The organism is Paraburkholderia heleia NBRC 101817 (assembly GCF_000739775.1).
GTDB classification, from domain to species: domain Bacteria; phylum Pseudomonadota; class Gammaproteobacteria; order Burkholderiales; family Burkholderiaceae; genus Paraburkholderia; species Paraburkholderia heleia.
The window spans coordinates 1-20,384 of sequence record NZ_BBJH01000008.1 but is presented as its reverse complement, the minus strand read 5'-3'; the positions used below and the strand labels follow the sequence as shown (position 1 = coordinate 20,384).

Annotated in this window: 23 protein-coding genes and 1 pseudogene; 10 read left to right on the top strand and 14 right to left on the bottom strand. The window is 64.9% G+C overall.

The window, feature by feature from the left end; all coding sequences use genetic code 11:
• The first annotated feature begins 156 nt into the window (after window positions 1–156).
• Window positions 157–1,134, top strand: a complete 978-nt coding sequence (locus BHE01S_RS08895) for a bifunctional helix-turn-helix transcriptional regulator/GNAT family N-acetyltransferase (RefSeq protein ID WP_042262882.1) — start codon at window positions 157–159, stop codon at window positions 1,132–1,134.
• A 48-nt stretch (window positions 1,135–1,182) separates the two neighbouring features.
• Here the strand turns inward: BHE01S_RS08895 and BHE01S_RS08890 are convergent, their stop codons facing one another.
• On the bottom strand, window positions 1,183–2,067 hold the full coding sequence (locus BHE01S_RS08890) for an isocitrate lyase/PEP mutase family protein (protein WP_042262879.1): 885 nt from the start codon (window positions 2,065–2,067) through the stop codon (window positions 1,183–1,185).
• Between the two features lie 242 nt (window positions 2,068–2,309).
• On the opposite strand from BHE01S_RS08890, the gene BHE01S_RS08885 reads away from it, so the two are divergent.
• Complete coding sequence (locus BHE01S_RS08885; RefSeq protein ID WP_042262877.1) at window positions 2,310–2,921, top strand: LysE family translocator; 612 nt, start codon at window positions 2,310–2,312, stop codon at window positions 2,919–2,921.
• 16 nt (window positions 2,922–2,937) lie between these two features.
• Window positions 2,938–3,783 (top strand): alpha/beta hydrolase, encoded by an 846-nt coding sequence (locus BHE01S_RS08880; RefSeq protein WP_084068686.1) that lies wholly within the window; start codon window positions 2,938–2,940, stop codon window positions 3,781–3,783.
• 36 nt (window positions 3,784–3,819) lie between these two features.
• Here the strand turns inward: BHE01S_RS08880 and BHE01S_RS38965 are convergent.
• The 3 genes and pseudogenes from BHE01S_RS38965 to BHE01S_RS39780 all read right to left on the bottom strand — a co-directional run.
• Window positions 3,820–3,954: pseudogene (locus BHE01S_RS38965) on the bottom strand (LysR family transcriptional regulator); the annotation flags it as partial.
• Window positions 3,955–4,051: 97 nt separating this feature from the next.
• On the bottom strand, window positions 4,052–4,321 hold the full coding sequence (locus BHE01S_RS08875; RefSeq protein WP_042262872.1) for a hypothetical protein: 270 nt from the start codon (window positions 4,319–4,321) through the stop codon (window positions 4,052–4,054).
• A 386-nt stretch (window positions 4,322–4,707) separates the two neighbouring features.
• Window positions 4,708–5,232 carry a hypothetical protein gene (locus BHE01S_RS39780; RefSeq protein ID WP_407669491.1) on the bottom strand — a complete coding sequence of 175 codons (525 nt, stop codon included), beginning with the start codon at window positions 5,230–5,232 and terminating at the stop codon, window positions 4,708–4,710.
• Here BHE01S_RS39780 and BHE01S_RS08860 point away from each other — a divergent pair.
• Together BHE01S_RS08860 and acnB are read left to right on the top strand one after the other, a co-directional pair.
• Window positions 5,131–5,529 (top strand): DUF3175 domain-containing protein, encoded by a 399-nt coding sequence (locus BHE01S_RS08860; protein ID WP_042262867.1) that lies wholly within the window; start codon window positions 5,131–5,133, stop codon window positions 5,527–5,529. The genes BHE01S_RS39780 and BHE01S_RS08860 overlap by 102 nt on opposite strands.
• Window positions 5,530–5,707: 178 nt before the next feature.
• Window positions 5,708–8,293 (top strand): bifunctional aconitate hydratase 2/2-methylisocitrate dehydratase, encoded by a 2,586-nt coding sequence (gene acnB, locus BHE01S_RS08855; protein ID WP_042262865.1) that lies wholly within the window; start codon window positions 5,708–5,710, stop codon window positions 8,291–8,293.
• Between the two features lie 202 nt (window positions 8,294–8,495).
• On the opposite strand, the gene BHE01S_RS08850 is transcribed toward acnB, so the two are convergent.
• Window positions 8,496–8,858 (bottom strand): BON domain-containing protein, encoded by a 363-nt coding sequence (locus tag BHE01S_RS08850; protein WP_042263245.1) that lies wholly within the window; start codon window positions 8,856–8,858, stop codon window positions 8,496–8,498.
• 49 nt (window positions 8,859–8,907) lie between these two features.
• Here BHE01S_RS08850 and BHE01S_RS08845 point away from each other — a divergent pair, with 49 nt between their 5' ends.
• Window positions 8,908–9,705: an ureidoglycolate lyase gene (locus BHE01S_RS08845; RefSeq protein ID WP_245639678.1), complete on the top strand. Its 798-nt coding sequence runs from the start codon at window positions 8,908–8,910 to the stop codon at window positions 9,703–9,705.
• Between the two features lie 288 nt (window positions 9,706–9,993).
• On the opposite strand, the gene BHE01S_RS08840 is transcribed toward BHE01S_RS08845, so the two are convergent.
• From BHE01S_RS08840 to BHE01S_RS08815, 6 genes are all read right to left on the bottom strand, one after another.
• Window positions 9,994–10,305, bottom strand: coding sequence for a high-potential iron-sulfur protein (locus BHE01S_RS08840; protein WP_042262863.1), 312 nt, complete (start codon window positions 10,303–10,305; stop codon window positions 9,994–9,996).
• A gap of 220 nt (window positions 10,306–10,525) precedes the next feature.
• Window positions 10,526–11,539 carry a zinc-dependent alcohol dehydrogenase family protein gene (locus tag BHE01S_RS08835; RefSeq protein WP_042262861.1) on the bottom strand — a complete coding sequence of 338 codons (1,014 nt, stop codon included), beginning with the start codon at window positions 11,537–11,539 and terminating at the stop codon, window positions 10,526–10,528.
• Complete coding sequence (locus BHE01S_RS08830) at window positions 11,536–11,799, bottom strand: hypothetical protein (RefSeq protein WP_042262860.1); 264 nt, start codon at window positions 11,797–11,799, stop codon at window positions 11,536–11,538. Before BHE01S_RS08830 ends, BHE01S_RS08835 begins: the two co-directional genes overlap by 4 nt.
• A 367-nt stretch (window positions 11,800–12,166) precedes the next feature.
• Entirely contained in the window at window positions 12,167–12,577 is a 411-nt protein-coding gene (locus BHE01S_RS08825) for a hypothetical protein (protein ID WP_157025245.1), read from the bottom strand.
• Window positions 12,578–12,794: 217 nt separating this feature from the next.
• Window positions 12,795–13,787 (bottom strand): PoNe immunity protein domain-containing protein, encoded by a 993-nt coding sequence (locus BHE01S_RS08820; protein WP_042262855.1) that lies wholly within the window; start codon window positions 13,785–13,787, stop codon window positions 12,795–12,797.
• A 2-nt stretch (window positions 13,788–13,789) separates the two neighbouring features.
• Window positions 13,790–14,056: a hypothetical protein gene (locus tag BHE01S_RS08815; RefSeq protein WP_157025243.1), complete on the bottom strand. Its 267-nt coding sequence runs from the start codon at window positions 14,054–14,056 to the stop codon at window positions 13,790–13,792.
• A 483-nt stretch (window positions 14,057–14,539) separates the two neighbouring features.
• On the opposite strand from BHE01S_RS08815, the gene BHE01S_RS08810 reads away from it, so the two are divergent.
• The 3 genes from BHE01S_RS08810 to BHE01S_RS08800 all read left to right on the top strand — a co-directional run bounded on the left by BHE01S_RS08810 (window position 14,540) and on the right by BHE01S_RS08800 (window position 17,567).
• Window positions 14,540–15,418, top strand: coding sequence for a LysR substrate-binding domain-containing protein (locus tag BHE01S_RS08810; RefSeq protein ID WP_042262850.1), 879 nt, complete (start codon window positions 14,540–14,542; stop codon window positions 15,416–15,418).
• A gap of 158 nt (window positions 15,419–15,576) precedes the next feature.
• Window positions 15,577–16,731, top strand: coding sequence for a methionine aminotransferase (locus BHE01S_RS08805; protein WP_042262847.1), 1,155 nt, complete (start codon window positions 15,577–15,579; stop codon window positions 16,729–16,731).
• 47 nt (window positions 16,732–16,778) lie between these two features.
• Entirely contained in the window at window positions 16,779–17,567 is a 789-nt protein-coding gene (locus BHE01S_RS08800; protein ID WP_042262846.1) for an ABC transporter substrate-binding protein, read from the top strand.
• Between the two features lie 71 nt (window positions 17,568–17,638).
• On the opposite strand, the gene BHE01S_RS08795 is transcribed toward BHE01S_RS08800, so the two are convergent.
• Window positions 17,639–17,875 carry a hypothetical protein gene (locus tag BHE01S_RS08795; protein ID WP_042262844.1) on the bottom strand — a complete coding sequence of 79 codons (237 nt, stop codon included), beginning with the start codon at window positions 17,873–17,875 and terminating at the stop codon, window positions 17,639–17,641.
• Between the two features lie 33 nt (window positions 17,876–17,908).
• A complete protein-coding gene (locus BHE01S_RS08790; RefSeq protein ID WP_042262842.1) occupies window positions 17,909–18,487 on the bottom strand; it encodes a hypothetical protein in 579 nt (192 codons plus the stop codon).
• 198 nt (window positions 18,488–18,685) lie between these two features.
• Between BHE01S_RS08790 and BHE01S_RS08785 the strand changes: the two genes are divergently transcribed.
• The gene (locus tag BHE01S_RS08785; RefSeq protein ID WP_042262840.1) at window positions 18,686–19,066 is read left to right on the top strand and encodes a hypothetical protein; all 381 of its coding nucleotides are present in this window, start codon (window positions 18,686–18,688) and stop codon (window positions 19,064–19,066) included.
• Window positions 19,067–19,364: 298 nt separating this feature from the next.
• Here BHE01S_RS08785 and phbB read toward each other — a convergent pair whose 3' ends face one another.
• Window positions 19,365–20,108: an acetoacetyl-CoA reductase gene (gene phbB / locus BHE01S_RS08780; RefSeq protein ID WP_042262838.1), complete on the bottom strand. Its 744-nt coding sequence runs from the start codon at window positions 20,106–20,108 to the stop codon at window positions 19,365–19,367.
• Window positions 20,109–20,384: the final 276 nt, after the last annotated feature.

The window sequence follows — 20,384 nt, the reverse complement described above, 5'->3', positions numbered from 1 at the left end:
CAATTGGCGTTCCTCTTGAGCCCAGGCGAGTCAAGGGTCGAACGGCAATTTCGCGGCTGCGTTGCGAGCTTGCGTTCCCTGCCGGGCGCGCCTATATTCCGTTCTAATGGTTGCGAGTCGCAACCATTAGAACGGAATATCATAACGGAGACCATCATGGATTTTGTCGACGTGCCCGCGCAGCCCCGCGAGACGACCATCCTCGAACTGCGCGAGTTTTCGCGGCGACTGGTGCGCGAACTGGGCTTCATGCGCGCGACGCTCGCCGACAGCGACCTCGCCCCGTCCGCCGTGCACGCCATCATCGAGATCGGTGCGCGGCCGGGCATCAATGCGAGGGCGCTGGGCGACGTCCTGCGGCTCGACAAGTCGAACACGAGCCGGCAGGTCGCGCGGCTCGAGGCGGCCGGGCTCGTCAAACGCAAGACCGCCGACGACGCGCGCTCCGCCGAACTGACCCTGAGCGCGGCCGGCCAGAAGCTGCGCGCGAAGATCGACCGCTTCGCCACGGACCAGGTTTCGAATGCGCTGCGCAGACTCGTGCCCGCCGACCAGCAGGCGCTCGTGCGCGCGCTCGCGCTCTACGCCGACGCGCTCGCGCACGACAACCCCAACGAGACCGGCGCAACCGCGCCGGCGGCGGGGGTGCAGATCGTCGAGGGCTACCGGCCCGGCTGCATTGGCGACATTGCGAGCCTGCACGCCCGGTTCTACGCGGCGAACTGGGGCTTCGGCGCTTACTTCGAGAAGAAGGTAGCGACGGAACTCGCCGAATTCGCCGGCGCCTTGCCAGCCGTTGGCAAGGCGCTCTGGCTCGCGATGGAGCGCGATCGCGTACTGGCTTCGCTTGCCATCGACGGGAACGAAAGCGGCAACGCGGGCGTCGCCCACCTGCGCTGGTTCATCGTGGACGACTCGCTGCGCGGCACCGGCATCGGCAGGCAGTTGATGACAAACGCGATGCAGTTCGTCGATGCGTCCTACGCCGAGACTTACCTGTGGACCTTCAAAGGCCTCGACGCCGCGCGGCATCTGTACGAGTCGTTCGGCTTCCAGCTCGCGCAAGCGTTCGAAGGCGACCAATGGGGCACGAAAGTCACGGAGCAGCGTTTCGTGAGACGCCGCCCCGATTGACTCGCATCACACGGAACTTGCCGGGCGCCCGCGGCCGGGGGGCGTCGTTCAGTCCTTCGGCGCGTACTCGCTATCGAGCCGGTCAAAGAGCGGCTTGTTCACGAGACGCTGGCGCTCGGCGAACGGCGCGACGATCGTCGGGTCTTCGTCCAGGCGGCCGTTTGCGCGCAACTGCCCAAGTGCGCGCTGCATGCCGACCACCGCGCCCTGCAGCGCCGCGTTCGCGTACAGCACCAGTGCGTAGCCAAGGCCCGCCAGCGCTTCACGCGACTGCACCGGCGTCTTGCCGCCAATCACGATGTTGATGAGCTGCGGCGCGTCGATAAGCCTGGGCAGGCGTTCGATGTCTTCGAGCTTTTCCGTGGCTTCGATAAAGAGAATGTCCGCGCCCGCCTCGATGAACGCGTGGCCGCGCGCGATCGCGTCTTCGATGCCGTGCACGGCGGCCGCGTCGGTGCGCGCCATGATGAGCAGGTTGCCGTCTTCGCGCGCGTCCACCGCCGCGCGGATCTTGCCCACCATCTCGCCCGCGCCAATCACCTCCTTGTTGGCGAAGTGGCCGCACTTCTTCGGCATCACCTGGTCTTCGAACTGGATCGCGTCGGCGCCGCTGCGCTCGAGCGTGCGCACGGTCTGGCGCACGTTGAGCGCGTTGCCGAAGCCCGTGTCGGCGTCGACGATGAGCGGCAGGTTGACCGCGTCGCGCACGCGCGCCGTGTGCTCGGCAATGTCGCTCAAACCGATGAAACCGAGATCGGGCAGGCCGAACGACATGTTGGTGACGCCCGCGCCCGTAAGGTAGAGCGCTTCGAAGCCGGCGTCCTCGATCACGCGGGCGCTCATGGCGTTGAAGGCGCCCGGCACGAGCAGGCCGCGGCGTTCGTTGACTTTGGCGCGGAAAGCGGCGCGGCGTGCGGCGGTGGAGGTGGTCATCGCGGTGACTCCGTTCAGTGGGTTTTGGGATGGTCCTGACTTTCGCACGTTGTAAGCCAACCTGCGCAAGCCGGACACCAAGCCATGTAAAACGATACCTTAAGCGGCCCAGCGTATGACTGGCCGCGGCGCGGGATGCGCTCGTCGCGCAGTGCATCGCATCGCATCGCCCGGAGTATCATGCCAGGCATCCACGATGCGTCGATTGAGGCCGCATCGAACCTGCCGCGGAACCTGCCATCATGAACTATTTCAACGTCCTGCTCGCACTTTCGGGCGTCCTGCTGCTGAGCGTCGCCAGCCCCGGGCCGAACTTCGTCATCGTCACCTCCACGGCGGTCGCCTCGCGGCGCGCGGGCCTCGCGACGGGTCTCGGCCTCGCGGCCGCCTCCGGCACGTGGGCATGGACAGCCATGGCGGGTTTGAGCCTGATCGTCGCGCACGTGGCCTGGATCGGCACCGGGCTGCGCATTGCAGGCGCGGCCTATCTGATCTGGCTCGGCGCGAAAATGCTCCTTGCCGCGCGACAGCCCTTGCAGATTGCGGCGCAGGCGGGTGCATCGGGTTGGGCCGCAGCGAAAAAGGGCTACGTCGTCAGCATGACGAATCCCAAGGCCATAGCGTTCTACGGCAGCATCTTCGCGTTGATGGTGCCCCCCGCCGCGCCGCGCTGGCTCGAAGCGGCCGTTGTCGTGATGGCGATCCTCATCTCGTGCGCCTGGTATTGCTCGATGGCCCTGCTCGCCTCACATCCCGCCGTGCGCCAGTTCCTCGTCCGGCGCAAGGCCGCGCTCGACTCGGTGGTGGGCGTCGTGCTGATCGGGCTCGGCGGGCGCATGCTCGCAGGGCGCTGAACCAGGTCACGCGGCCATGAGCGCTCGCATGGCTTCGCGCTGGCGGCGCGGCGCGCCGCTGGCGTCGGCATTGACATTGGCGTTCGTGCTCGCAGCGTCGTCCTTGCTGGCCCACGCGCAAAGCGCGCCCAAGGTCGTCGATATTCCCACCCGGCCCGGCGTCACCCAGCGTTTCCTCTTCATCGCGCCCGCAGCGCCAAAGGCGGCCGCGATTCTTTACGCGGGCGGCCACGGCGGCCTGCAACTGGACCCGCAGGGAAACTTCGGCTGGGGCGCCAACAATTTTCTCGTGCGAAGCCGCATGCTGTTCGTGAACGACGGCATTGCCGTGGCGGTCATCGACGCGCCGGGCGACCGGCAATCTCCGCCCTACCTGGACGGCTTTCGCCAGACGCCCGAACACGCCGCGGACGCCCGCGCCGTGATCGCATGGTTGCGCGAACAACTACACGTGCCGGTATGGCTCGTGGGCACGAGCCGCGGCACGCAGTCGGTCGCGGCCGTCGCCATTGCGCTCGCGAACCCCGACGCAAACCCCGGCGCGGGCCCGGACGGCATCGTGCTCACCTCGACGATCCTGCGCGAAAACCGCGGCGGCGACCCGGTCACGGGCATGAACCTCTCCGCGCTCAGGATTCCCGTGCTCGTCGTGCACAACAAGGACGACGCCTGCAAGCTCTGTCCGGTATCGGAGACAGACACACTCATGCAAAAGCTCACGCAATCGCCGGAAACCAGGCTGATGCTCGTCTCCGGCGGCGCCTCGCGGGGCGACCCGTGCGGGGCGTTCGCCCATCACGGCTTCAACGGCATCGAAAGCGAAGTCGTGCACGCCATCACGGCGTGGATACTCGCGCCTTAGCGCGGTTTTCGCGCCGGGCGCCCCCTCTTCCCGCACCTCGCTTCTTAGCCAGTCACGAAACGCCGTCAGGCGCGGCAAACTCGCGCACTCGGGCCGATAGACCACGTAATACGCCAGCGCCGACGTGAAGGCGGCCTCCGGAAAGAGGCGCACGAGCCGGCCGGCCGCCACGCCTGAAGCGCCAGCGGCTAACCGGTTTTTCACCCTATGCTGGAGCGCCGGCTACGAAGAGCCGCCTGAAGGCAGCGCGCTGCGGTACCTCGCATGACTAACCGCCCTTCCTTTTCACGGGTGGACTATTGTGCCCGAACGATCCCGGCGGCTCCGCCCGGCCGTGATGGCCGAGCGGCACCTCCGCGGTCTGCTCCGGGTGCGGGCCGCCCTCGCGCGGCATGAACTCAGGCCGCGACTCCGGTTGATCGAAGCTGCCCGGCGCACCCCGTGCGGGTTTCTTCTGCGCCGGTTGCTTGCCGGAGGCGCGTTCGTCGCCGGTTTCGCCGGACTCGTCCGGCGTGGGGTTTTGTGTCGAAAGACCCATACTCGGCTCCTCAAAGGGGTGGATGCGAGGCATCCTGCTTACGGTTTCGGGGTGCTCGCCGGCGCCATTTGCGCGCCGGCCGGCGCCGGCATCTGGCTACTCGAAGCGTTCACGGTTTGCGGGCGGGCGCCTTCGTCCGCACGTTTGCAGGCCGTACAGCCGAATGCCAGCGCGAGCGCGCCGGGCAGCCACAAAAGGAGCCACGAGCGGGCGCGCGGCCTGCCCGGACTGGCAGCCGATTTCGCAATGCTTTTCATTTGATCCCTCCCTCGTGCGCGGCGGTTGCAATTCCGCGCGCCGCGCTTGTAATTCTTTTACCTCGCCCGTCGGGCTGATCTTCACGATTGCGCCGGCGCGCTCGCTCCTGCGCCGGTCTTGCGCCGCCTTCATTCCCGATAGGCCGCCATCACGATCCACATGTCGCGCTCGCCGTTGCTCACTTCTGCAGCCAGCGCATAGCGATCGTGCGGGCTGCAGGCGTTTTGCAGCGCCTTGCGCGCCTGTTCCGTGTTGTCGTACTCGCGCTTTTCCAGCGGACGCACCTCGTTGCGTCCCTCAAACATCTTCTGGTCCTTGCGATAGATAAGCGTCTCATTCTTCCATTCGCGAAAGCATTCCCGGACATGCTGGAAATTGCCGCCGCAGACATTCACTTCATAGCGTGGCGTTGACTTCATGATCGCCTGCCTCCCTTGCCGGTTCGACGCGCCCTCTCCGCGTGCGTATACACCGTGTGGCCGCATAGGGCGTGCCGGACGCCGCCGCACGGTGCAGCCGGTATTGCATTTGCGCAGCAAACGAATCGTCTGATGGGAGAAGTCATGAACACGAGCCAGCCTCCTTCTACGCGACGCAAGGGCGGCCGCCCCGCGCGGCAGCGTCATGCCCGCGCGCGCGCCGCCAAAGGTCAAAGGAAAAGCGCCGCGAGCGGCACCACGAACAAATGGTCGAAACACGTGAACGAAACGAGCGACGCCATGGACATCGAGGCCGGCGTATTCAGGTCCGGCAGCGCCGAAGCGATCGCCCGCTCGCTCAAGGAGTCGTCGCTGCACAGCCGGCGGCGCAAGGGCACGCCATTCCAGTCGGCCATGTCGATGCTGAACTTCTACATCAACCGCGCGGGCAGAAACCTGCCCAAATCGCGGCGCGACACGCTCGTGAAAGCAAAAGGAAAGCTGCGGGAAGCGTTTGGCCGCAAGCCCTGAGGGAAATCGCAGGTTTTTTGACGCCGGCATCGGCGTCGTGGCCAACTCTTATATAAGACATAAGACATTTGACGTTATATCGTATTGCGCTTAAAATCCCGCTCAAAGCAGTGTCTGGAAAAGCCTCGGAGTGCCTGAAAAGCCTTCGCCTTCAAACGCAATACCAGTAGGTCCCCCAATGCTTGAAAACTATCGCGCTCACGTAGCCGCACGCGCCGCGCTCGGCATTCCTCCCCTGCCCCTCACGGCCCAGCAGACCGCCGAACTGGTGGAACTGCTGACCAACCCGCCCGCGGGCGTTGAGCAGATGCTGGTCGACCTGATCACGAACCGCGTGCCCGCGGGCGTCGACGAAGCCGCTCGCGTGAAGGCCGGCTTCCTCGCTGCCGTGGCCAAGGGCGAAACCGCCTGCGCGCTGATCTCGCGCGCTCGCGCGACCGAACTGCTCGGCACGATGCTGGGCGGCTACAACATCGCCCCGCTGATCGAACTGCTGTCCGACGCCGAAGTGGGCACCGTGGCTGCCGACGCGCTGAAGAAAACCCTGCTGATGTTCGACCAGTTCCACGACGTCAAGGAACTGGCCGACAACGGCAACGCCAACGCGCGCGCCGTGCTGCAAAGCTGGGCCGACGCCGAATGGTTCACGAGCCGTCCGGAAGTGCCGCAGAGCCTGACCATCACCGTGTTCAAGGTGACGGGCGAAACCAACACCGACGACCTCTCGCCTGCCCCGGACGCGACCACGCGCCCGGACATCCCGATGCACGCGCTGGCGATGCTGAAGAACGCCCGTCCCGGCATCACGCCGGAAGAAGACGGCAAGCGCGGCCCGGTCAAGTTCATCGAGTCGCTGAAGGAAAAGGGCCACCTGGTCGCCTACGTGGGCGACGTGGTCGGTACCGGCTCCTCGCGCAAGTCGGCCACCAACTCGGTGCTGTGGTTCACGGGCGAAGACATTCCCTACATCCCGAACAAGCGCTTCGGCGGCGTGTGCCTGGGCGGCAAGATCGCCCCGATCTTCTACAACACGATGGAAGACGCCGGCGCCCTGCCGATCGAGCTCGACGTCTCGAAGATGGAAATGGGCGACGTGGTCGAACTGCGTCCGTACGAAGGCAAGGCGCTCAAGAACGGCGAAGTCATTGCCGAATTCCAGGTCAAGTCCGACGTGCTGTTCGACGAAGTGCGCGCCGGCGGCCGCATTCCGCTGATCATCGGCCGCGGTCTGACCGCCAAGGCGCGTGAAGCGCTGGGTCTCGCCCCGTCGGCACTGTTCCGCCTGCCGCAGCAGCCGGCCAACAGCGGCAAGGGTTTCTCGCTGGCGCAGAAGATGGTTGGCCGCGCGTGCGGTCTGCCGGAAGGCCAGGGCGTGCGCCCGGGCACGTACTGCGAACCGAAGATGACCTCGGTCGGTTCGCAGGACACCACGGGCCCGATGACCCGCGACGAACTGAAGGACCTCGCGTGCCTCGGCTTCTCGGCCGACCTCGTCATGCAGTCGTTCTGCCACACCGCCGCGTATCCGAAGCCGGTGGACGTGAAGACGCACCAGACGCTGCCGAACTTCATCAGCAACCGCGGCGGTATTGCGCTGCGTCCGGGCGACGGCGTGATCCACTCGTGGCTGAACCGCATGCTGCTGCCCGACACCGTCGGCACCGGCGGCGACTCGCACACGCGTTTCCCGATCGGCATCAGCTTCCCGGCAGGCTCGGGCCTGGTCGCCTTCGCGGCCGCCACCGGCACGATGCCGCTGGACATGCCGGAATCGGTGCTCGTGCGCTTCAAGGGCAAGATGCAGCCGGGCGTCACGCTGCGTGACCTCGTCAACGCCATCCCGCTCTACGCCATCAAGCAAGGCACGCTGACGGTCGCCAAGCAAGGCAAGAAGAACATCTTCTCGGGCCGCATTCTCGAAATCGAAGGCCTGCCCGATCTGAAGGTCGAGCAAGCGTTCGAGCTCTCGGATGCATCGGCGGAGCGTTCGGCCGCCGGTTGCACGGTGCACCTGAACAAGGAACCGATCATCGAATACCTCAACAGCAACATCACGCTGCTGAAGTGGATGATCGCCCAGGGCTACCAGGACCCGCGCAGCCTGCAGCGCCGCATCAAGGCGATGGAAGCATGGCTGGCCGACCCGCAATTGCTGCAACCGGATGCGGATGCCGAGTACGCCGCCGTCATCGAAATCGACCTGGCCGACGTGCATGAGCCGATCGTGGCCTGCCCGAACGATCCGGACGACGTGAAGACGCTGTCGGACGTTGCTGGAGCCAAGATTGACGAAGTGTTCATCGGCTCGTGCATGACCAACATCGGTCACTTCCGTGCCGCGTCGAAGCTGCTCGAAGGCAAGCGCGACATTCCGGTCAAGCTGTGGGTTGCGCCGCCGACCAAAATGGACCAGAAGCAGTTGACCGAAGAAGGCCACTACGGCGTGTTCGGCACGGCTGGTGCGCGTACCGAGATGCCGGGCTGCTCGCTGTGCATGGGTAACCAGGCACAGGTGCGCGAAGGCGCAACGGTCATGTCGACCTCGACGCGCAACTTCCCGAACCGTCTGGGCAAGAACACGAACGTGTACCTCGGCTCGGCGGAGCTGGCGGCGATCTGCTCGCGTCTGGGCAGGATCCCGACCAGGGAAGAGTACATGGCCGACATCGGGGTGATCAACGCCAACGGCGACAAGATCTACCAATACATGAACTTCGACCAGATCGCCGACTTCAAGGAAGTGGCCGATACGGTGACGATGTAAGTGTCATGCCGGAGTGCGGCGCGGGGTTTGGATTGAGTTCCGCGCCGTAGCACCGGACAGTGGCGCCGCAGGCTTTCAGCCTGCGGCGCCATTTTCTTTTGCTCGCCGGGTTGCTGCGTGACAAGCCGGGGTCGAAGGAGCCGCTTCGGGAAACGCTGACTGCATCCCGGGCAATCCGCGCGCGAATCCCAACGTGGCGAATTCAACCGTTCCCGCCGTGAAAGAGCGTCAGCTTGTTCGTCACCGAAGTCACGCCCTGCACCGAACGCGCAACGTCTTCCGCCTGACGAATCTGGTCGCCCGTGCGAACCGTGCCGCTCAGCGTCACGGCGCCGCCGCGCGCGCGAACGAAAACGCCGGAAACATTGAATCCCTGTGCCCTCGACAAGGCGCGCCGCACGGCTCGGGCGAGTGCGCGGTCCGCCTTCGTCGTGCTGGGCGCCGCCTGGGTCGTGCCCGGCGCCATCGACGCGTCCATGGGCGCATTTGCCGATTGGGCATGCGCCACGCCAGTGACGGTCAACAGAAAAGACGCATACAAGGCGCATCGCAGATTCGATTTCATGACCCACTCCTGAATTTGCCGCGCAGGGACGCGCCGGCCGCGATCCATATTGCACCACCAGGCGAACACCGGCTCCGGCGGCGTGCGAATCGCGCCGCCGCACGATTATTCATTTGACTGCCGACGGGTACGCGCTCTAAGCTCGGTGCCGTTGCGGTTCTGGCGCATCGCCTTTTTACGCCCGGTGACATTCGTCATGAGCAAAGAGATCGACTACCTCAATCCGGCCCTTCCGCGAAACCTGCGGCGAGTGGCGATGCCCGTGGTCGAGGCGACTTCGGCAACGCTGAACGGCTATGGCAAGCTGGTGGACGACCCGCACGCGTGCCAGGTGGAAATCGTCCAGTGGCCCGCAGTGGGGTCAAGACCGATCGACCCGGGAACCGGCGACGAAGCGGGCACGACCGAAGGCACGTTCGTGAGCGAATGGCGCGGCGACATTCTTTACGGGCGAAACGAAGCGGTTGGCGGCAACTATGTTCTCGCGTACGCAACGGAGCCAGACGACGCACACGAAGACAGCGCTGCCACACCGGAGCGCATGTTGATATGGCATGCGAACTATCACCCCGACGGCGGGCAACTATTCTTTCCGCTCGATCGTCGCCCGTTTTATGTTCCGCTCGCATTGCCGGGAGACGACATTACGCCGGAGAATTTCGTGTGCTTCCGCTTCGACGGGCGGCACGGTCTCTATATCCACCCCGGCATCTGGCATGAAGGTGTGTTCACGCTAGCCGGGACGCAGCGATTCTTCGACAAACAAGGCGCCGTGCATGCACGCGTCTCGGTCGAATTCGCTTTGGAATTCGGCTGTTTGCTCGAGGCCGTCATTACGCATGACTAACGCGTAGCGGCGTGGGCGAACGATCGGTTCGTCAGCGTGGCTCCTTGTCTGCCGGAGGTTGCCGGGGTTTCGGCGCCGGCTCGTCTGCGGAGCGCACCGGCTCGCGCGTACAGGCGTCCGGAGGCATGACAAAGGGAATGTCGTCGCGGCAACACGCATACACCGGAAACCCGTACGCGTTCGTACCGACGATGGTCGTAGGCCCGTGCAGCGGGCACACCGCCTTCATTGCGCCTCCCGAAACTCATTGCCCGATGGCCTGTAGCATACCCCTCGCGGGGGCATGGCTCAGGCCTTCTTCACGTAGGCATTGCACCAGCCTTTGGCGTCGACGATCTTGCCGCCATAGGTTGCGCACGGGCCATTCGGCGCGCCCGGCTTGCCCTGAAACAGCTGGCAGTTCGCGCAGGTCTGTCCTGTCTGGAAGCGCGGGAATTTGGTCTTGTCGACTTTGCTCGCGTCGGTTTTATAGCCGAGCGCCATGGCGGTCGGATCGCTCTCGGAGAGCACGGGCGCGTCGGCGCGCGATTCGCTGGAGAGTGCCGCCGTGGAAGCCACGGAGGCGGCAAGGATCATGAAGCGACGACGGGAAAGCGGCATGGTGGGGCTCCTGAGCATGGAACGTACCCGGCTCTCGTGGTTGCGGATCAGCAGGCCGGTTCGTTCGCGTTTTTTCCGTGTGCTGTTTATTTATATCACTTCGTGATGCGGTGTAAAGAACGGAAACATTGCGCCTCGCATGGCGCTTTTAATCATTTTGCCATGCAAAGCAATTTGCACGACGACCGCCTACGCGCGCCCCATCGGCGCCACGTTGGCCTCACCAGGCCGCGCAGATCTTGCCGAAATGCGCCCCGGCCTGCTGATGACGAAACGCGTCGGCCAGCTCGTCCAGTCCGAACGTCCGGTCGAGCACGGGACGAATGCCGGCCTGGTCGAGCGCCGCGACGTAGTCTTGCTGCTGGCGCCGACTGCCCACGATCAAGCCCTGCAGGCGCGCCTGCTTCGCCATGAGCACGGAGGTCGGCACGGTGCCTTCGCGTCCGGTCAACACGCCGATCAGCGCGATGTGGCCGCCCACGCGCACCGCATCGATCGACTGGGCGAGCGTGCCGGGGCCGCCGACTTCGATCACGTGATCCACGCCCTTGCCGCCCGTCATGTCGCGCACGAGCGCGCCCCACTTTTCGTGTTGCCGGTAGTTGACCACCTGGTCCGCGCCCAGCGCTTTCGCCCGCGCCAGCTTCTCGTCCGACGATGACGTGACGATGACCGAAGCGCCCATCATCCGCGCGATCTGCAGCGCCGCGATCGACACACCGCCGGTGCCGAGCGTCAGCACGGTGTCGCCGGCCTTGAGGCCGCCTTCGGCCACGAGCGCGCGCCATGCGGTGAGCCCCGCCGTCGTGATCGTGGCCGCCTCGGCGGAGGTCCAGCCGCGCGGCGCGAGCGTGAAGGCGCTCGCGGACCGCACGGCGTGCAAGGTCGCGAAGCCGTCCACGCCGTCGCCGGGCGTCTGCGCAAAGTTGCCCACGGCCTGCCACGGCAAGCCGTCCGCCCATTGCGGGAAGAAGCACGACACGACGTGGTCGCCGCGCTTGAATTCCGTCACGCCCGCGCCGACCGCCGACACCACCCCTGCCCCATCGGCCATCAGCACGCGCCCATCCGCCGTGGGGATCGCGCCGTTGGCCACCAGCAGGTCGTGAAAATTGAGCGACGTGGCGTGAAGCTCCACGCGGATCTCGCCGGCGCCGGGCGCACCGGGCTCGGCGATGTCGCGCAGTTCGATCCGGTCGAGCCCGCCCGGCGCGCGCACCACGGCGGCCTTCATTGCCGTGCTCCCTGCGCCTTGTGCACGGTATCGACGAGGCGGCCGTCGAGCCAATCCCGGTGCCCGTTGAACACCGGATTCGGGCGCGTTTTCGCGAGCGTCACGGCCGGTTTGCCCTTCTGCGATACCTGCGTGAGCGCGCGCCCGCCAGGCAGCGGCCAGACGTCGGCCATGGAGAGGCCCGCCACGGTCACTTCGTTGGAACAGCAGCAATCGGCCGTGCCGGGCAAGTCGTCTTCGGGCCCGAAAATCTCGTTCATGTGCGTTACCTTTCGATGCTGTCGGTTTAGGTGCGGTGGACACGAGAAGTCATGCGGACTATGCCGGAATCAATCCAATCGCGGCTCATTATTTTTGTCACACACCGTATTGATATCAGAATGCCGGATCTGAAGCTCTTGCGGGTACCCGACGTCCTGCTCGACAAACGCAGCGTCACCACGCCGCAATTGTGCCGGCGCAGCATGCGCGCCTGCAGGCATAGATCGAAAGCGGCGGAGCGGATCTGGCCCTGATCACGGCAGCACGGCAACGCGCACGATCTCGCTCGCTGCACGGGGCAACGGCACTTCGCCGTGCACGGCCCCTACCGATACCGGCACTACCCGGCAACGCGCGAACAGGACGTCAGCAGGACGGGCTGCGATTGGCCGTGCAGAACGCCGCGGGCGCGCCCGCGATGAGGGGAAGCGGCGCGACGGGTCCTGGCACTGGCGGCACAATCCTCACTGCGCCGCACCACGAGATATGGCTGTGTCGCGCGCCGGGCACGCAGGGCGCAACGGCCGTGCGCATCTCCTCGGCCGCTTCCTCGTTCAGTTCGTTGCGCTCGCGCGCTTCGAGCGCGGGCCGCAACTGGTTGTCCAGCCACGACGCGAACGCGACGACACAGCCCGCCGCGACGGCCAGCAGCATGACCCGCGCCTTGTGCTCGCGCAGCTTGATGAGCAGGTACACCGCCGCCGGGCGGCCTGCGATGGACGCCTCGCGCCCGGCGGCGGACCGCGCTGCCGCTCCTTCGATGATTCTCGTTGCCACTGTCTATTCGTTTTGCTCTTGTGGTTTCGCCAGACGCCCGTATCGAGGCATACGGGTTAACGGCAGGTCGGCGCAATCCGAAAGGGGCGCAACAAAAATATTTCAAAGCGTCAGCTGTCCTCGCGCGAACGCGCCACGAACGCGAATACGGTTTCGCGGAACCGCTCCACCGCCGGATTAGGCGCGGCGGGCTTTACAGGTGGAATTCAACGTGCCGTCAGGCTTTACGTTCGAACGCCCACATCGCCGGTTGCGGCCGGTGCGCTCCGCTGCGGTCCGGAGCGAAAACGTCGGGCATTACATCGCCCTGCTTTACCAGCACACCCGGTACATTGAATCCTTGCGCTTTCCAGACACCCGTCTCCGGGCAAATCTGGCCAGTTCGGACCGTGACGGGCCCGGTAGTCGGAGCCCCGCTCGGAGCACTCTCCTGGAAACTACGCGCAAAGTCGACGAGGTCCTTGGGGTAGACGATGTGCTCGCGCAGCGAGGTGTCGTCCAGCTCCAGCAGATACGCGAGCGCGGCCGCCTCGATTGCCCAGTAGCCGAAATAAAGCCCTTTGTCTTCGGACAGGTCCAGATGGTTGTCGTGCCATTGGACGCCGCGCATGGACGCATACCACTTCTCAAGATAAGCATCCAGGTCCGTCAAGCTCTCTTCATCAGAATCGCCGTAGACACTGTTGATGCAGTCCCGATACGACTCATGAAACCACGTATCCACGTCTACACGGTCGTCGATGCCGTATGCGAGAAGGTCCTCATACAGGGTATCCTGGGCGCGATACATCGGGTCTTCCAGTGCAGCAATACGAGGAAGGAGGTCCTTTCGGTGAAGCAGGTGGCAGAGCCCGATGAGCTGCATCGCACGCTCGTAGTCGGCGAGTTCGTTGAGAAGAAAAGCGGGCCAGTCCGGCCGACCGAACTCCTGACCTCGGTATTTTGCGACCTGTTCGTACTCTACGACCACAGCGTCGAGTTCGTCACGCATCGCTGCAATAGGCTCGCCTGCCGTGTAGCGGAGCAGGAGTAGTTCGAACCGTCCGTCTGCACGAGAAGACGCAGCATTGGCCCGTTTCTGTGCCTCGGTACCGTTAGCGGGCAGCGTGTTCGACCATTTGTCTATGGACTGAACCAGAAAACCTGAGAGCCATTTGAAGTACGGCTCGCTAATGAAGCGCTGGCGTCGTTTCTGCGAAAAATCAGCCATCCTTACGTCCTTCCAAATTTTTTGTCGAGCCGCGCCTGCTTTTCTTCTACGGCCTTCGCCACTTCCGCTTCGGTGTAGTGAAGGGATAGGTGGTGATTGCCGTGGTCGTGCTCCCGTCCCTCCAACAAGGCAGCCACATGCTCAATCGCGCTTGGCAGATAAAACGGTACATAGAGAATATGCCGCGCATACCCGTCGTCTCGAATCGTTTCGGCCAGTTCGCGGCCCACTGCTGCGGGAAGATTTTGATACACCCATTTATCGGACATCTGCACAATCTTACCTCCGGTTGGTACGGAAGCTGGGGTACTGCCGCTGCTTGAGGCCTGCGTACTACCGTCATTTGCAGGAGTATCGCCATATGCCACGCGTTTGACTGGCGCGCCCGCAGTGACTTTCGCGCGCTCCTTTTGATGCCAGGTCTCGCGACGCGTATCAGAAAATCTGCAGTGGGTAACTCCAGCATTAGCGATTGTCCTGTTGAATAATCGCGCGGAGACGCAACTGTCTCCGTACGTCGCAAGTCCGTCGAAAAGCCAGGACTTGAGTTTCAGGAACCTGGACCATGCGTCCGACATTCCGAATTGGCCTGCTTTTTCTCCCACTGCTAATCGCTATACTTATTGCGGGAAGCGGCGCGGCAAGCACGGCGCGCAGCGCAGGCGGCGCGGACGATTGAAGCGGGCGGCCGTCGTATCATAGCGGCTCGATTCCCGCCGGGTGTGCACTCGCCCGGCCGCCCAACGACCGCCATGAGACGCCTTCCTCCGCTCAACGCCCTGCAGATTTTCGAAACGGTCGCTCGCTACGGCAGCTTTACGCGCGCGGCCGAGCACCTTTGCCTCACACAAGGCGCAGTCAGCCGGCAAGTCCTCGCGCTCGAGCAGTACTACGGCCTGCCGCTCTTTCGCCGCTCATCGAAAGGTCTCACGCTCACCGCCGAAGGCGAGCAACTGCTGCCCGCCGTGCGCGACGGCTTCGGCCGCATCGAGGAAGCCTCGCAGCGCCTCACGCGCCAGCGCACCGAGCTTGCGCTCAAGGTCCCGACCTGCGTGATGCGCTGGATGCTGCCGCGCATCATGCGCTTCCAGAACGAGCACCCCGACCTGCAGATCCAGATCACGACCACGTGGGGGCACGAAGTCGACTTTCAGGCGGAGCCTTTCGACGCGGCGATCATCTATGGCTCGTCGCCCGGCGCCGACGTGCATGCGGTGCCGCTCTTCGACGAATACCTCACGCCCGTCTGCACGCCCGAGGTGCTCTCGCGCCACCCGCTCGTCAAGCCCGACGACCTCGCCCATCAAACCCTGCTGCACCCCACGCGCGATCACGCCGACTGGCGTCTGTGGCTCGCGCGCGCGGGCGCGAAACAGGTCGATGCCGATCTCGGCCCCACGTTCGAATCGCTCGATCTCGCAGCCACTGCCGCCATGCAGGGCTTCGGCGTCGCGATTACCGACCGCACGCTCGTACGCGAGGATGTCGAAACACGCCGTCTCGTCATGCCCTTCGATCTCGCCGTTCCCACAGGCTCGCGCTACTATTTCGTGTACCCCGAGTGCGTAGCCCAACAGCAGAAGGTGCGGCTCTTCAGCGAGTGGATGGGTGAGGACCGCACGACGCCGTAGTGCGCCATGAGGGCAGCGCATGGCGGGCATGAGAATTAATCGATTGCATGCGGGTCGCTCTTTCGGCGTAATGGGGCGCTCAGCGCAAGGCCCGATCTTCCGGCAACCTCGCATTTGTCACACCATGCGGCCGCGCGCCGCCCAGAGGGAGACCGACCATGCAGAGCGCCGCGCAGGCCCGCTCCAAGCTGCCCGATGTAGGCACGACGATTTTCACGGTAATCGGCCAGCTTGCCGCCGAACATCAGGCGCTGAACCTCTCGCAAGGCGCACCGAATTTCGACCCGGCTGCAAAACTCATGGATGACGTGGCCGCCGCCATGCGCGCAGGCCACAACCAGTACGCGCCGATGGCGGGCCTCGCCGACCTGCGCGAAGCGCTCGCCGCGAAGTTCGAGACGCTTCATGGCGCGCATTACGACCCGTCGAGCGAAGTGACCGTGCTCGCAAGCGCGAGCGAAGGCCTGTACTCGACGATCAGCGCGCTCGTGCATCCCGGCGACGAAGTCATCTATTTCGAGCCCTCGTTCGACAGCTATGCGCCCATCGTCCGCCTGCAGGGCGCGAAGCCCGTCGCGGTCAAGCTCGCGCAGCCGCATTTCCGCGTGGACTGGGACGCGGTAAGCGCAGCCATCACGCCGCGCACACGCATGATCATCGTGAACTCGCCGCACAATCCCACGGCCACGATTTTCGGCGAGGACGACATCGCGCGGCTTGCGGCGCTCACGCGCGGCACCGACATCGTGATTCTCTCCGACGAGGTGTACGAGCACGTGGTGTTCGACGGCGCGCCGCACCGGAGCATGGCGCGCTATCGCGAGCTGGCCGAGCGCAGCGTGATCGTCTCGTCGTTCGGCAAGTCGTATCACGTCACAGGCTGGCGCGTGGGCTATTGCCTTGCCCCCGCCGCGCTGATGGACGAGCTCCGCAAGGTTCACCAGTTCATGGTCTTTTCCGCCGACACGCCCATGCAGTATGCGTTCGCGCAGGCGCTTGCCGAGCCGCAAAGCTATCTGGGCCTCGCGGCCTTCTACCAGCACAAGCGCGACCTGCTCGCGCGCGCGCTGGAGGGCTCGCGATTCGAACTGCTGCCAAGCGAAGGCAGCTTCTTCATGCTCGTGCGCTTCCGGTCTTTCTCCGACGAGCGCGACAGCGATTTCGTGCTGCGGCTCATTCGCGACGCCCGCGTGGCGACGATTCCGCTCTCGGCGTTCTACACCGACGGCACCGACGAAGGCATCATCCGCCTGAGCTTTGCCAAGGATGACGAAACATTGCTCGAAGGCGCACGCCGCCTTTGCGCGATCTAGCGCACCGCCTTCGAAACACAACGAGCCTGATAGGCAAGGAGATCATCATGAAGCGACGCAACGCGCTCCTCGCGCTGGCGTGCGTATACGGCGTACTCGGCCCGGCATCGGCATTCGCCGATGCGAACCTGTTGCGCTTCGGCGTCGAGGCGCAGTATCCGCCGTTCGAAACCAAAGCCGCGGACGGCACGCTGCAAGGCTTCGATATCGACATCGGCAATGCCGTGTGCGCGAAGGCGGGCATGACCTGCAAATGGGTCGAAACCTCGTTCGACGGCTTGATTCCCGCGCTCCAGGGCCGCAAGTTCGACGCCATCAACTCGGCGATGAACGCCACCGAAAAGCGCCGCGAGGCCATCGATTTCACCACGGTGATTTATCGCGTGCCGAGCCGCCTGATCGCGCGCAGTGACAGCGGGCTCGTCGCCACCGCCGCGTCGCTCAAGGGCAAACGTGTCGGCGTGCTGCAGTCGTCGATTCAGGAAACCTATGCAAAGGTGCACTGGGAGTCCGCCGGCGTGACCGTGGTGCCCTACCAGGACCAGAACCAGATTTACGCAGACCTCGGCGCCGGGCGTCTGGACGCGACGCTCGTGCTCGCACCCGCGGGCCAGAAGGGCTTTCTTTCGCAGCCCGAAGGAAAAGGCTTTGCCTTCGTGGGCGAAGCCGTGCGCGACGACAAGATTCTGGGCAGCGGCGTGGCGTTCGGCATCCGCAAGGGCAATACGGCCTTGCGCGAGCGCCTGAACGCCGCCATCGCGAAGATCGAGTCCGACGGCACGGTCACATCGCTCGCGCATAAGTACTTCGGCGACATCGACGTGTCGCCCAGGTAATGCCGAAGTAATGCCCACGTAACGCCAGGTAATACGCGGCGCTCAGCGGCAGCTGTCCGGCCTGAGCGAACTCAGCGCCGCCCCTCTCGCGAATTGCGGTTCACATGGGCGTCGTTTTTCGTGCGCTCCTGGTACGTATCGCCGCCCCAGCGGTCCGTGTCCTCCTGCCCGCTTTCCACGTCGCTATGCCCCTGGCGGCCCACCGAGCGCGGTTCGTGCGGGTGACGCCGCGCGAGCGGCTCACTGCTTTCGTGCTGCGGACGCTTGACGTGCTTGCCGTCGTCGTCCGGGCTCTCGCGATGCTTCATGTCGTCCTCCTTGTCGGCGCAACGTGCCGCCCCTCATTCGCGCAGCGGCTCGACGCTGCGGGTCGGGTCGAAGTCCGCCCAGTGCCCTTGCTGCCAGCGTCCGTCCGCGCGCTCGATCTCCATACCGCCTGCCGTACCCAGCACCTGCGCCGCCGTGTGCTGGGTGCCGGGGCTCACGTGCACGGCCACCAGCACGCCGGACTCGCGGGCCCTTGGCGTGCCGTCGGGCTCGTGGCCGATGTCGGGCGGGCGCGCCTTGCCGCCGCCCCTCGTCTGCCATAGCGCGCCCGCCAGCGTGCCCACATAGGCGCCCACGCCGGCGGCCACCGCCAGCACCACCAGCGAGTGGAACACGACGTACGAGATCAGCACGCCGAGCACGAGGCCGATCACCGCGCCCGCCGCCGCGCCCGTGGCGGCGCCGAGCGACGACCCGCGCGCGCCCGGGTCGACAAACTCGTCGCCGCCCGCCGGATAACGCGCGTGCTGGCCGCTCGGATTCACGAAAAACGAGGCAATATCCTCGCCGACGAAGCCGTTCGAACGCAGCTTGTCGACGGCCACTTCCGCTTCGTGCAGCGTCGTGAAGCGGCTTGCAACGATCATGGACATGGCTCCCTCCTTGCAGGCTTCGATGAGTGACAGTCCCTAAGCGGGCGCGCATGCGTCGTGCCATTCGTGTGGCGCTACGCGGCTTGCGCGTTCGCCTGCCGCTTGCCAATGGGCGCATCGTGCGTGCCCAGGCACGGCTGGAACGCCCGATGCGCGCTGCGAAGTGTGCGGGAATCAGCCATCGAGACGGGAGCCCTTATGAACACCTTCGATTTCGCCCAGCGCCTGGAGGAAATCCAGATCGCCGTCGCGAATATTTTCGAATCGCCCAAGCGGCCGGCGGTCAGCCTCATCGACGAGGGTGAGACAATCGTCATCCAGCTTTCGTGGGTCGTGGACTCGCACCGCGACACCACGCTCGACGCGCGCTGCGCCGCCACGCTGCACTTTTCGCGCGAGCAACTCGACCGCTACGCCGCGATGGACACGGCGCGCCGGCGCATGATCCATCAACGCATTCGCGAGCGCGTGCGCGAGCGCTTCGCGGCGCAACAGACGCCGCCCGCCATCGAGGGAGCCTGCTCGGCCGATATCGAGGTCGACGATTCGGAGTTCGAAACGCCGGAAGGCTTTCTTTGAGCTCGCGTTTCATTGCGGACCGCCCGCGCGTCGGGTCAAGCGGCCTCGCGCCGCTGCGGCACACGCGCCGCGCCTAGCGCGTGCGAGCGTTGCACCCGTCGGCCCGAAACCGGCGACCGCGACGTTCGTGCCCCGCAAACCCCGGCGGCACCATGCAAAACCGCCGCATTGCAAGGCACGCTTTACGCGTCCCCTGCAATGCGGCGGTCGGTATGGATTACCGCTGCCCCATGCGCCGCGCATCGCCCAGCGAAAGTCGCCTGACATCATTCATGCGCGATACATGTTTAGCATAGCGTTACTGCATATGCTGGCCGCCGTTGATAGGAATATTTGCGCCCGTCACGAAGCCCGCCTCATCCGAGCACAGGAACAGCACGAGCGCCGCGACTTCACCGGGGTTGCCGAGGCGGCCCATCGGGATCTGCGGCAGGATCTTCGTATCGAGAATATCCTGAGGAATGGCGGTCACCATTTTCGTGGCGAGATAGCCCGGTGAAATGGTGTTCACGGTCACGCCCTTGCGCGCCACTTCCAGCGCGAGCGACTTCGTGAAGCCGTGCATGCCGGCTTTCGCCGCGGCGTAGTTGGTCTGGCCGACCGAACCCTTTGAACCGTTCACCGACGAAATGTTGATAATGCGGCCCCAGGCGCGCTCGACCATGCTGTCGCACAGCGGCTTCGAGATGTTGAAGATCGAATCGAGATTCGTGCGCAACACGGCGTCCCAATTGACCTTGTCGAGCTTGCGGAACGTCATGTCGCGCGTGATGCCCGCGTTGTTCACGAGAATATCCACAGGGCCGATCTCGCTCTGGATCTGCTTCGCGCCGCGCTGGCACGAATCATAGTCGGCCACATCCATGCCGTAGGCGTGGAATTCGCGGTCGGTCTCCTTCATGCGCGCCAACCAGTCCCTGGCGCCCGCGTTGTCCGGCGAGTGCGTCACGACAACGCGATAACCCGCGTCATGCAGTTTCACGCTGATGGCCTCGCCGAGGCCGCCCATACCACCTGTCACCAATGCAATACGATTAGTCATCCTATATATCCGCGAGAGTTGAGCATCGTTCAATCCGTGGCGTTGCGCGCTACGCGTGCAGGCGCCACATGCACTGTTGCCCGGCTTCATCCTTCCACCCAGGACAAAGACAAGGCGAATACCGCGCGGCTTCTGATCAGTTTCTAGTATTGCGCGTGGTTGCTGCTGCAGGCGGGTCGCCGCTGCTGACGCGCGGCGATCCGCCTGATACTTCCTGTTGCTCTGCTTGCTGTCTTGAAAGCGGGATCAAGCGGGATCAAGCGTGATCGAGCGGGA